The sequence below is a fragment of the Rhodopirellula sp. UH5 genome (assembly GCF_056839225.1).
The window spans coordinates 3,176,675-3,189,031 of record NZ_CM166390.1 but is presented as its reverse complement, the minus strand read 5'-3'; the positions used below and the strand labels follow the sequence as shown (position 1 = coordinate 3,189,031).

Below are 12,357 nucleotides of genomic sequence, written 5' to 3'. Positions count from 1 at the left end.
AAGGTGCGTTAGGCGATCAGCCGTTTTCCGACAGATCGGTTGGCAGGGTGTCGTTGATATCCAGTTCGTTGATCGTTTCAGATTGTTTGGAGGTTTTGGGTGGTTCTTCACCGGGTTCGGCAAGGGCGGGGGCGCTTCGCGGTTTGCCTCCGACGGCATCTTCGGTTCGTTCAATGATGACCAGGCACATGTCGTCGAATTGCACTGCGCTTCCCATGTGCTCGAACGCTTGGCGAACGATGTCACCCTTGACCGTTTTGGCCAAGGGCTCGTCGTCTTCGCCCGAGGGGACCGCATTGAGAACAATTTGGCGAAGTGGATCGGTTCCCCACTCTTCTTCTTTTGCGTTGAGTGCTTCACTGAAACCATCGGTGTACATCAACGCCAGGTCACCCGCGTGCATGGGGACCGTGGTCACGGCGTAGTCCATGCCTTCGTCGATCGCGATCGGCAGGCCGGAGTCTTCGTCGCCCGGTTCGCTGATTTTGCCAGTCACCGCATCGCGTACGATGGGAGGCATGTGGCCTGCGTTGACGATCTTGAGTTCATTGGACTGCGGGTCGATCACAACCAACAGGTAGGTCACGAAGCGTTGGACTTCCAAGGCGCTCATGCGGTCGTTGAGACGTTCCACCGCGCGAGCGAGATCGGGTTCGCTGGCCAGGCAAAATCGAGTCTCCGCCGACAGTTTGGCCATGTACATCGCGGCGGCCACCCCGTGGCCGACGACATCCGCCACCACGACAGCGAGCCGTCCGTCCGGCAGGTCGACGTAGTCAAAGTAGTCGCCGCCGATGTGGTTGGCGGCTTGGTAAAAACTCTCGAGGTAATAGGTTGGAACCTTCGGTTCTTTTGCAGGAAGGAAGGCTCGCTGAACTTCTTTGGCAAGCTTGAGATCTTGTTCGACTTCCTGTTGTCGCAATGCGCGTTCGTGCATGCGAGCGTTGTTGATCACCACACTGGCTTGGGCAGCGATGCCGGTCAGCAAGTCGATGTCCTCGTCTCGGAATTGGCCGCGACCCTGGGTGGAGTCAATTTGCAAAGCGCCGATGGCATTGCCGTCTTCGTCGTGCAGGGGCGCGCACATCATGGAGCGAATCGAAAAGTCGGCGATCGATTCGCTGCTGTCAAACCGACTGTCGTCCATCGCATCGAGCGACAGAATGGTGTGACCGGTTTCCATCGTTTGGCGAATGATGGTTCGGCTGATCCGAATCGTTTCGGTGTCGTCCGTTTTGTTTCGCAATTGGACCCAACGAGGAACCAATGCCCCGTCGGGGGTTTCCATGACCACAAAACCGCGGTCGGCCGATGGAAAGATTTGAAACAAACTCGAGAGGACTTTGGGCAGCACGTCATCGACGGAAATGGCACCGGTCAGATTGCTGTTGATGGCGATCAAGGCGGCCAGTTTGGCTTCCGCCGTCGCCGACATCTTCAGGCCATCGTCACCCGAACGAAACTCGACCTTGGGACCAGTGATCTGTTTCGCGTGAGTCTCATCGACCATCAAGATCCCAAAATTGGATCCATCGAAGGTCATTTCGCCACTGCCGCTTCCGCTGGCAAAGCCCGGTGCTTCGTCGCCGTGGAAGACCAGCATGACTTCGCTGATTCGGATTCGGTCGCCTTCGGAGAGCACGTGAGGCCGCGCCAGCAGTTGCCCGTTGACGAAGGTTCCGTTGCGACTGCCGGCGTCTTCGACAGCGAACTCGTTGCCCGTCTTGACGATTTTCGCATGGAAACGGCTGACGGCTCCGGCGTCGACCACAATGTCGCAATCGGGGTGACGTCCCACCTGCATTTCGTCTCGGTCTAACTGAAACGTGCCCGAAGGGTTGCCGTCGATGGAAGCGGTGAGATGGGCCATGAGGTCACGGGGGGAAGGCGGGCACGGCTCGCGAGAAATCGCAATTTCACAAAAGCAGCTTTGGGCGGATCAATGATGCAAGGGATCGTCGTCCGTCGCGACGGGTTAGTGTAGCCGCTTCGTCCGAAACTCAAAACGAGGCGTCAGCGTGGAAGCATTTCGGTGTCGAAATGGTCTGCCGACGACGAATACGCGCTGTTGGTCGCCGCTTCCGTGGTTTCTGGCCTGCACGCGTTCATCGTTTCAATTCGATGTCGTGCGAACGCCCCGATTCGATCGTGATCGCTTGCTGATGAACCGATTGGACACGGTAGCCACCATTCCCGAGCGGCACCGGTTTGGCCTGTAGGAGAACGGAATAGGTGCCGGAGGGAAGATTTGAGAAAACAATTGGTGGCCCATCAACCAGCTTTTTTGATTCACTCTCGAAAGCCAAATCGACCGCGTTCTGGCCGTTGATGTAATCCTTCGCTTGCAATGTGACTGAGTCTGCGGTCGGCCAATCGTTCAGGTCGAGGTCGATCGTCAGGCTGGCGGGGGCTTCGGCTTGGACGACCAAGTCGGTGAGTTCCAGGTCGGAGAAATCCCGCAGGTTCGAATACCGCTGCGGCATCAAGTTCGTCCCAAAGTAAAACAGCTCCAGCCACGGAGTCTCCTTTCGGACGCTGGTGAATTCGAATCGGCCGTCAACGTCACTGGTGGCTTTAAAAACCTGCAAGCATTGGTCTCGGTTTTCGATGTCGTCGCGTCGTAGCAACCCCCAGTGATAGAAACGCCAGCCCTGCATCCGCCCATTGCCCATCGGTTGTGGGACGGCGCCACCGACCAACAATCGTACCGACGCGCCGGCGATCGGATTCCCTTCGGAGTCGAGCAGTTGGCCAGCGACGGCGTGATAATCTTCCGCCCGCAGGCGTTTCAGAGGCACGTCCAGCGTCTCGGCCCCTTCCGCCGATTGGACTTCGGCCCTATCCACGATCTTGGTTTCGTAGCCGTCCGCAGAAACGATCAGTTTGTACGGCGTGCCCGGCGTCTGACCGTTCAGGCGAAACTCCTTTTTGGTGCCCTGAATGTTTTCACCCTGACGTGTCAGACTCGACGAGATTCCGCCTGGACGAGGGTCGCCAGCTCGCCTGTCTTCGCAGAACCCGAGTTTGACATTGAAGCTGGCAATGGGAGCATTCGTGCTCGCGTCCACCGCGCGAGCGATCAGGACGCCAGCGGCTTGCAGTGGAAGTTCAAGCTCTTCGTCGATGACTTGTACGAGAAGTTTTCGAACGGGGGCGTACTTCGATGGCGTTGAAAGGGTCAGCGTGGTTTGAGATTCCAGTCCGCGAATTTCGAACTTGCCCTCGGCGTCGGTTTCAACTCGGCCTCCCAGACCGTTGAAGGGGTTCTCGCCGCCATCGTAATAGACGGTCAGTTTGGGCGCTGGGGCACCGCTGGGAAGAATCACTTTGCCGCGAAGCGTCTTGCCAGGTTGAAGGCTGACCGTGAGTTGTGCCGGTGATTCGATGGTTCCCGGTTCGACGTCGTGCTGCACAGCGATGTAGCCCTCTGCCTTGACCGTCACCTGGCACCCCGCGTAGCCAGTGTACAAATTTTGCAGCAGGCAGACCCCTTCATCATTGGTCTCGCCGGAGAGGACATCGGCGGTGCTGTTGCCTCGATTGGTCAGCTTGGCCCCCGGCAACGGTTCGGCGTTCTCGTCGAGCACGGTGACTCGGACGTCGCCGCCATAGGGACGTTTCAGCATCACAAAATCAGCTTGAGTTGATCCCTCAGCCGAAGTCAGCGTGCATTCATGGCTGCCGCGATTGTAACCGTCTTTCGAAGCAGAGAGACGAAACGTTTTGCCGAGGGGCAAGCCGTCGAACGAAAACTCGCCGGCTGCATTCGTGACGGTCGATCCGTAGCCGGGTTCCATCCCACTTGACGCCGCGCTGATCGAAACTTTGGTGTCGGAAATGGGTTGGTCGTCACCGTCTCGCAAGATGCCCACCAGCTTTCCGCCACGGTCCAAGTCAAACCGAAGTGGGAGGACGGTTCCGAGTTCTTGTTTGGATGTCTTGAGGAACTTGGTGGCGTAGCCATCAGCTTTGGCGATGAAGTACCAATCTGACATCGCCAAGTTTCGTGGCTTCGCGATGCCATCGTCGTCGGTGGCGTATTCGCGAACGATGTCGGTCCAGCCAAACGAGATCCGTGCGTTGGGGATCGGTTGCTCCGTCTCGGCATCGTGCACGACCACGTCGTAACCACAGCCGGGATGCAGATTCAATTCGATGTCGCTGGGTTCGCTCGGCGGTTCTGCTTCGACGTGGATGATGGCGCCTCGCAGTTTCTCAGCCAGCGTCGTGAATTGATCCGTCTCTGCCCACAAGCGATGTCTGCCGACGGGGACGTTGTCGAACTGAAATGTTCCATCCGATTGGGTTTCCGTTCTCAACGGATGCGTGGGCAAACGAAATGAGCGTCCGTTGCTTTCCAACAGGAAGACGGTTGCTCCGCTGGATGGACTGCCGTCGGGCATCATGATGGTGCCGGTGACGGTGGGGCCACTGACATGCGGGGGCGCCTTCGCCGTTGTGTCCTGGGCTTGGATGGGCGGCCAGCAGATGCTCGCGAAGCAAGCGAGAAGGAACCAAGCACTTTTCGTGCAAGGCATTGTCTTTTCGTGGCGCATGGCTGACCTCGATGATTCCAATGGACGAACGCGAACGATCGTCCATGGTTTTATCGATCCCAGAGAGGGGACGCAAATTTGAGTCGCAAAAAAGTTGCGATGCGCCAGGTGTTCTGTTCACACAACCCATTCGCCGAGAAGGGCGATTGGTTGATGAGGGCAGGTGCCAACGAAAAAACGCCCTTCATGCGAGCGGGTTCGCATGAAGGGCGTCGAGGCGGGGTGGCACAGAGGCCCTTCAAAGTCGGTCTTAGACCAACTCCTTCTTTGCTCCGACGAGGGTTCGCAAACGTTCTGCCAACAAGTGGGCGTCGAACGGTTTTTTGAACGTCTCGTTGATGCTGCTGCGATCGAAGCTCATTGGTTGACCATCATCTGGCAACAACGCAATCAACACGATATCGGTGAAATCGATGTTCTTTCGCAGGTTTTGACAAATCTGAACCGCTTCGATCTTGCCGATCGAGAAGTCCACGATGATGCAGTCTGGGTTGAAGCTTTCGGCTTGAATTCCCGCTTCAAATCCGCTGGCTGCAACAGCGACTTTGAACGATTTCTCGGGTGGCAATTCACGCTTCAGGTTCTCAATGAGAACTTGGTCCTGGGCGACGATCAGGCACTTTGCCATCGCTTCGTCTTCCAGGTCGCCCAAGGGCATACCATGCTCTTTCAAGAATTTAATCAAATACTCCCGCGGGATCCGGCGATCTTGCGATCCAGGAATGCGGTAGCCTTTCAAACGCCCCGAATCGAACCATTTACTAACAGTTCGTGGGGCAACTTTACAGATCTTAGCGACCTGTCCAGTTGTGAAGACCTTCATACTAGGTGCTCCAAAACGCCTCGTTGATTCTTCCCTTGGAACAATGGTGCGTCGGTAACCATTGCCCCTGTGGCCCTTCTTTCGCTCTCCGTTCTCATCCACACGCTCTCAACGAAAATCTCGTTGGGAACCAATCTGTTCACGGTGGGTCGTGCTTCGATTGATGATGGTTGAGGTTGTCAAACGCTGGGTCTGGGCCTGCCGGCTCGCGTCCTGCTGAACGCTTTCCGATTCGGGATTCTCGCGATGAAAATGTAATGAGTCTGGTCAAACGACCGCATGGGCATGCAATCGGCGGGAAGAACCATAGAAAGCCCGCAAGTGACACTCGGCCCAGCGTTCCGCAACATCGCACTCGTTTCATTCCCCCCAGCGTCATCCTGACGTTGGGTTCATGCAATACGATTTGTTGGTGCGGAACGATCGGCTGAGATCGCCCGTTGGCAGTGCTAGGAATCACCATTGCAATTGTGGACCGTCATCATGACGAACCCTTCCTGCGGCGGTGAGACACCGAAGCACCTTTTCCCAGAATTCCCCCCTGGGTGTCCGGGAGCGTTTCAGCCGAAGCCAAACTGCTCCCTTCCGAGACATAGTGTCGAGTAAATCCGGGTCAACTCTTTAATGTGATTCATCGCGAACAATCACTATCAGCGAATCGACTGCTGGAATCACGTGTTTTGCTTGTCAACATCAATCAACATTGCCAAAAAAACTTTCCCAAATCTTTTTGATTGGATGCCGGGGGTAACGGTTTGGTTCCCCACGCCCACCCGGCTTGGGTGATGCCGCCAGCCTTGTGTGACGGAATCATCGCTGGAATCGCCAGGATCGCTTCTCAGAGCCTGGCAGGCTCACCTGAGAGGTTTGATTGAGGCCAGTGGATCTGAATGTGCATGCCGCTTTGGTTGTGCTCATGTGGGCGGCAGCTAAAGTTGCCTGGGCCCGAGCCTGGCGTGGTCAACGCGTGTCTTGACCGAGCCCGTTCTACAATTGTCTTCGCCGTTTTGATTCCGCCATGAAACCCGAACCACGCTCGACTCATTTCAATGCTGCCGGGGAAGTCCACATGGTCGACGTGACCAGCAAGGAGACCACGGTCCGCGAAGCGGTCGCGTCGGCGCTGATTCGGCTGTCAGCCGATGCCGCCGAATCAATTCGGCGTGGCGATGCCAAGAAGGGCGATGTCCTGGCAGTGGCGAGGTTGGCCGGAATCGCAGGGGCCAAGTGGACGTCGCACTTGATCCCGTTGTGTCACGCGATTCCGATCGAAGCGGTGTCCATCGACTTTGATTGGGTGACCGATTCCGAGCCGGGCGAGGTTGCTGGGGCTACTCGCCAATCCCTGCGGTGCATCGCAACGGCTCGGACGACAGGCAAGACCGGAATTGAGATGGAAGCGATGACCGCGGCCACCACCGCGGCCCTGACCGTGTACGACATGCTGAAATCGGTGGATCGATCGATGGAGATTGATCAGGTGCGGTTGGAGTCGAAGTCCGGCGGCAAGAGCGGTGTGTTCCAGCGAACGCCTGATTCGGGAGAAGCAACCGCAGGGGATTCAGCCAATTGAAAAATCGCGAGGGAATTCGAGGTTGTCCTCCGAGCCGGTGTTCGGTTTAAGTCATACGGGGGTATTCATAAACGCCCTGTCGCCGGATGATTGGCGGTTTTCAATTCCCCTTTTTGTTTCTCTGGTCGCGTCATGGATCGGTCTGTGGTCCCTCCATCTTCAAAGTCCGCTGTTTCCAAGCGAGCGGACCGGTCCGATTCGTCCGCTCATGCGTCGGAAGGTGACATCGGTTCATCGTTGGACGCCGGCGATTCCAGTCCTCTGCGGTCGATTTACGCTCCGATTGTGGAGTCATTGGCGGCGGTGGATGCTCGCCTGCACCGTGAACTGCAATCCCGATATGAGGCATTGGTGCCAGTCTTGCGTCACGGGACCCAGCTCGGTGGAAAGCGTTTGCGACCCGCGTTGTTGCTGTTGTCGGGAGCCGCCACGCATGCCGACCGGACCGCCAAAAACCCACTGACAACCGAGGAATCTGCCACCACCGAAGATCATGTGGTGATGGCAACGGTGGTCGAAATGGTCCACACCGCGACACTGATTCACGATGACGTGCTGGACAAGGCCACGACTCGCCGTCACGTTCCAACCATCAATGCTCGGTGGAATGACGACACCAGTATTTTGCTGGGGGACTACCTGTTCGCGCAAAGTTTTTACCTCGCCGCAACGCTTCCATCGACGTTGGCGTGCCGTTTGGTTGGGCAGGCCGCTCAGAAGGTTTGTGAAGGCGAACTGCGTCAGGTGCTCGGCCGTGATTGGTTGGACATTGACGAGGAAACCTATCTCGACATCATTCGTGGCAAGACGGCAGAACTGACTCGCGTGTCCTGTCAGATCGGTGCGGATCTCAGTGGTGGCGATGAGCATCAAGTCGAAGCGTTCGCGCGGTTTGGCAATGATCTGGGGATCGCCTTTCAAATCGCAGATGACTTCCTTGATCTTTGGGGCGACGACGACGATGTCGGCAAGACCCTGGGAACCGATCTGCAGCAAGGCAAGATCACATTGCCGCTGATCCGGTTGCTTCGCAACGACGACCCAGCCGTCGCGGCGGCCGCATTGGATGCGTTGCGATTGCCGCCGGAGGATCGGTTGGGCGGCGTGATGCCACTGCTGAGGAAGAGCGATGCGGCGGACTACACGCGAAAAGTGGCGGAATCGTATCGCCTCAGTGCCATCGAAGCGATCAGTGGATTCGCACCTTCGTCGGCGCTTGAGTCGTTGAAGACGATTGCTGACTTCGCCGTTGATCGGAAGTTTTAGATCGGGCGTGATGCCGGACCGCGAGAGGTGCATGTCACCTCAGTCCTCAACGACGTTTCAACGCATGGAGGATGGGCACTTTTGCCCGTCAGCGTCGCGCAAGACCACCCATCACAACCCGACGCGTGAGCGAGGGACGCCCCCAACTCCCACGACGGCCCCATCCGGGGCGAAACCCAGACGCCAGCCACCATTTATATTTCGAACGTCCCGTTGGGGCGTGGTGCAGAACCGAAACCAGCGCCGCGTTGCCTTGGGTGCGCCCTGTGAAAACGCGCCAAAAAACGGCACTGCCTGCTTAGCCGTCGAAACGGCTCAGGCACAGGGTCACGTTTTGGCCGCCGAAACCGAAGCTGTTGTTCAGCGCGTGTGTGATCTTGGCGGGGCGTGCTTCGTTGGGCACGTAGTCCAGATCGCAATCGGGGTCCGGTGTGTCTTGGTTGATCGTTGGTGGCAACACCGAATCGCGAATCGCCATCAGGCACACGATCATTTCGGTGACACCAGCGGCCGCAATCAAGTGACCCATCATGCTCTTGGTGCTGCTGACGGGGGTTTGATCCGCGTTGTCGCCGAACACTTCCCGGCACGCTTTGGTCTCGACGCGGTCGTTGACTTTGGTGCTGGTTCCGTGAGCGTTGACGTAACCGATGTCGGATGGATTCAGTCCCGCGTCGGCAATTGCCATTCGCATGGACGCGATCCCACCGTGGCCATCGGGTGGAATGTCAGTGATGCGGTAGGCGTCGGCGGTGGTGCCGTAGCCCGCAACTTCACCGTAGATTGTCGCGCCACGTTTCTTGGCAGATTCGAGTTCTTCGAGCACAACCATGGCGGAGCCTTCACCCAGTACAAAGCCGTTGCGGCCTGCGTCGAAGGGGCGGCTGGCTTTGGTGGGATCGTCGTTGCTCTCGCTCAGTGCGGTCAGCAAGTTGAATCCGGTCACGCCGAAGGGGTGAATCATGCTGTGAGTTCCGCCGGCCAGCATGGCATCGGCTTCGCCGCGGCGGATGATTTCGGTGGCTTCGCCGACCGCTTGGCTGCTGGCCGCACAGGCGGTCAAGCAGTTGAAGTTCGGGCCTTGGGCGTTGAAGCGAGCGGCCAGGTGAGCCGCCGGCATGTTGGGTTCTTGCTCCAGTTCTTTGGCTGGATCGAGCAAGCTCAAGCCGGCCGCGATGAACTTGGTTGGGTCGTAGGATCCGTCGGCCAGAGCCGCGACCATCATTTTACTGAACGTGTTGAAGTCCTGGTTGCCTTCACCACTGCCCAGGTAGACGCCCATCCGCGTGGGATCTTTCATCGCTGATAGAACACCGCTGTCGTTCATCGCTTGCGTGGCAGCGGCGATGGCAAACTGGGTATGACGACCGCGTTGGACGTGTTTCTTGCCGTCTTCCACGGCTTGGGTGATGTCCCAGTTCTTGATTTCCGCACTGATTTTCGTGGGGAAACCGCTGGCGTTGAACAGCGTCGTGGGCGCAACGCCGCTGCCGCCTGCTTGCAGACCAGACCAAACGGTGGCGACATCCCAACCCATGGGGTTGATCATGCCGATCCCGGTGACGACGACTCGGCGACGCAACGACATGGACGTTTACAGATTTTCGTGAAAGGGAATCGGTTCTCCGTCAGCCGTGACGGCGACGTGAAAGAAGTTCATCATTCGCATCATGGCCCGCAAATCGCCTGGATTGAAAAGCGGTCCATCGATCAGGTGGCCTTCTTCGAGGAAGGCAAACATCAGGTCGACTTCGGCTTGCAGCACACCATCGCAGTGGCTGGTGCCGGCGACGGTAGCGCCGCTGTCTTGGGTGCGTTCCAGTTTGACATGGTACTGAAGTGAGTCGCCAGGCCGCGCTGGTGCATAGTACTTCGCGCTGCCCACTTTGGCCAAAACGACCCGTTTGGTGAAGCCAAATTTCTCGTGCACCAGGATCCCGCCCAATTGAGCGAGACCCTCGATGATCAAAGTTGGCGGAAGCATCGTGTAGCCGAGGCAGTAATCGTCAACGACCTCTTCGTCCAGCGCGACGTTCTTCACGCCGGACGCATGAGATCCGCTCACAAATTCGGTGAAGCGATCCACCCAAAACCATCGCATGGCAGGCTGCCTTCGGTTGTTACGCGGATGCTTACTGGTTGACTTTACTGTTGACGTAATTGCACAAGTCGCCAACGGTCAGCAGGTTGCCGAAGTCTTGGACCCGTGGGTTTTCTTGGAACTTCGACAGGTCGGCCCAAGGCATCCGTTTCTTCAGTTCGGCCATTCCGTCGGCGGTGACAACACCGTCCTGGACGTATTGGCTGTTTGTCAGAATGTCTTCTGGTGACAGTTCTTCGCGAGGGATTTGGATGTCGAAAGCTTTTTCGAGCTTGAACACGATGTCCAGGAAGTCGATGGATTCGGCGCCGAGATCGCCCACCAAAGTGGCATCGCGAGTGGCTTCGTCGTCGTCGACACCCAAGGCGTCAACGAGAGCTTCTTGGACTTTGGTGAAAATTTCGTCTTCTGAGAGCGCCATCGTGCGTTCCTAATCCTAAGTGTGTTTCAAACAGAGTGAGGGGTCATGGTCGGCGAAATGTTCTCGCCGGGACGGCGCAGGGCCATCGCGGCGGGGGAGTCGCTGAACAGGGAAAAAAATTGCTCGCGAGAGAGTCGTTGAACGTCCGCGTCGGTACCAAGATGTTCCGGGTCGCCACTAGAGCAGCTCTCAAGGATCAAACGGGCTGAAACGGTCGTCCGGTCGCCTTTGCGAGCTTTGGCTTTGACAATCGTCAACGCTCCGTCGCGTTTGAATATCTCAGCTTCCACCGTCAGTGTCTCACCGGGCGACAGAAAATCACCAAATTTGACGCTCTTGGCTTCTCGTAGAAGCACCAAAGCGGAATCAAACTCGGGCGACATTCGGACCAACCACACGGCGGCTTGATGCAATGCTTCGAGCATCATCACGCCGGGCATGACGGGGAATCGGGGGAAATGGTCGGCGAGGTACTCTTCGTCTGCCGCCAAAGTTCGTTCACCGACCAAGCGTTGGCCGGGCGTCAGTTCGGTAATTCGGTCGATTTGGCGGTATTTCATGCCGCGTAACTTAGTACCCCGCCCAAAACGCCTCAACCACAGAATCGGTACAGAATGGCACTCAAACGCCCGATTCGGCCAAATTTGTCTGCTCGGACGCTCACATGCGGGTGCTGGTGCCCTTGGTGAGGGCCATGAAGGCGGATTCCAGGTCCAATTCTTCTTCGGCAAATCGCTTCAAACCGATGCCGTTGTCGATCAGCAACTTGGGCAATTCGGTGTAGTCGTCCGTGTCACTGTTCAAAATCACTCGCACCGCATCGTCGCCCGGCTGGGTCGACTGAACCAAGGGGTGCCCCTCGAAAAGCTCCGCGATCCGGGCCATTTGTTCGCGTTGACTGGGTTGGATGATCAGCACCGTGTGTTCGCGGACCATGCGAATCACCTCGGTCACCCGAGCGTTCTGTTTGAGTTCCCCGCGGTCGATGATTCCCACTTTGTTACACACGTCGGCCAGTTCCGGCAGAATGTGACTGCTGACGATCACCGTTTTGCCCATCTCACCGAGCCTGCGCAGCAGGTTCCGCATCTCAATCCGAGCCCGCGGGTCCAGTCCAGAAAGCGGCTCGTCGAGCAGCAAGACTTGGGGGTCATGCAGCAGTGTTCGCGCAAGTCCCAGACGCTGGGTTTGCCCGCGTGAGAGCGTGTTGGCATAGGCGTCGCGTTTGAAGTCCAGGTCGACAACTTCCAGCATTTCATTGACGCGTTTGCGACGGGCTTCTCCGCCGATCCGGTAAGCCGCGGCGAAAAACTCGAGGTACTCGACCACCGTCATGTCGTCGTACACGCCAAAGAAGTCGGGCATGTAGCCGACCAATCGCCGGATTTCCTTGGGCTGCGTGTGGACGCTGTGGCCGCACACGTAGGCCTCGCCCCAGCTGGGTTCCAACAGTGTGGCGATGATCCGCATCGTCGTCGTTTTGCCAGCCCCATTGGGGCCAATGAAACCGAACAAATCGCCCGCTTCCAGGTCCAAATCAATGGCGCGGATCGCGAACGCGTCGCCGTATTTTTTCGTCAGGTCAACTGTCTTGATCACGAGCCGGCACGATGCAGA

10 protein-coding genes are annotated in these 12,357 nt (G+C 57.5%); 2 read left to right on the top strand and 8 right to left on the bottom strand.

What is annotated here, in order from left to right; all coding sequences use genetic code 11:
• Window positions 1-16: 16 nt before the first annotated feature.
• The 3 genes from UH5x_RS11415 to UH5x_RS11405 all read right to left on the bottom strand — a co-directional run bounded on the left by UH5x_RS11415 (window position 17) and on the right by UH5x_RS11405 (window position 5,379).
• The gene (locus tag UH5x_RS11415) at window positions 17-1,870 is read right to left on the bottom strand and encodes a SpoIIE family protein phosphatase (RefSeq protein ID WP_482635720.1); all 1,854 of its coding nucleotides are present in this window, start codon (window positions 1,868-1,870) and stop codon (window positions 17-19) included.
• 235 nt (window positions 1,871-2,105) lie between these two features.
• On the bottom strand, window positions 2,106-4,538 hold the full coding sequence (locus UH5x_RS11410) for a carboxypeptidase regulatory-like domain-containing protein (protein ID WP_482635719.1): 2,433 nt from the start codon (window positions 4,536-4,538) through the stop codon (window positions 2,106-2,108).
• Between the two features lie 268 nt (window positions 4,539-4,806).
• Window positions 4,807-5,379, bottom strand: coding sequence for a helix-turn-helix domain-containing protein (locus UH5x_RS11405; RefSeq protein ID WP_007329551.1), 573 nt, complete (start codon window positions 5,377-5,379; stop codon window positions 4,807-4,809).
• A 1,018-nt stretch (window positions 5,380-6,397) separates the two neighbouring features.
• On the opposite strand from UH5x_RS11405, the gene moaC reads away from it, so the two are divergent.
• Both moaC and UH5x_RS11395 read left to right on the top strand, forming a co-directional pair.
• Window positions 6,398-6,952, top strand: a complete 555-nt coding sequence (gene moaC / locus UH5x_RS11400; protein WP_482635718.1) for a cyclic pyranopterin monophosphate synthase MoaC — start codon at window positions 6,398-6,400, stop codon at window positions 6,950-6,952.
• 285 nt (window positions 6,953-7,237) lie between these two features.
• Window positions 7,238-8,218 carry a polyprenyl synthetase family protein gene (locus UH5x_RS11395; protein WP_047815063.1) on the top strand — a complete coding sequence of 327 codons (981 nt, stop codon included), beginning with the start codon at window positions 7,238-7,240 and terminating at the stop codon, window positions 8,216-8,218.
• Between the two features lie 298 nt (window positions 8,219-8,516).
• On the opposite strand, the gene UH5x_RS11390 is transcribed toward UH5x_RS11395, so the two are convergent.
• The 5 genes from UH5x_RS11390 to UH5x_RS11370 form a co-directional block, all read right to left on the bottom strand.
• Window positions 8,517-9,806 carry a beta-ketoacyl-[acyl-carrier-protein] synthase family protein gene (locus tag UH5x_RS11390; RefSeq protein ID WP_047814947.1) on the bottom strand — a complete coding sequence of 430 codons (1,290 nt, stop codon included), beginning with the start codon at window positions 9,804-9,806 and terminating at the stop codon, window positions 8,517-8,519.
• 6 nt (window positions 9,807-9,812) lie between these two features.
• Window positions 9,813-10,319, bottom strand: a complete 507-nt coding sequence (locus UH5x_RS11385) for a 3-hydroxyacyl-ACP dehydratase FabZ family protein (protein WP_482635717.1) — start codon at window positions 10,317-10,319, stop codon at window positions 9,813-9,815.
• A 31-nt stretch (window positions 10,320-10,350) separates the two neighbouring features.
• Entirely contained in the window at window positions 10,351-10,740 is a 390-nt protein-coding gene (locus UH5x_RS11380; protein ID WP_047814945.1) for an acyl carrier protein, read from the bottom strand.
• Between the two features lie 26 nt (window positions 10,741-10,766).
• Window positions 10,767-11,300, bottom strand: coding sequence for a 3-hydroxyacyl-ACP dehydratase FabZ family protein (locus UH5x_RS11375; RefSeq protein WP_047814944.1), 534 nt, complete (start codon window positions 11,298-11,300; stop codon window positions 10,767-10,769).
• Between the two features lie 100 nt (window positions 11,301-11,400).
• A complete protein-coding gene (locus UH5x_RS11370; protein WP_047814943.1) occupies window positions 11,401-12,339 on the bottom strand; it encodes an ABC transporter ATP-binding protein in 939 nt (312 codons plus the stop codon).
• Window positions 12,340-12,357 lie beyond the last annotated feature (18 nt).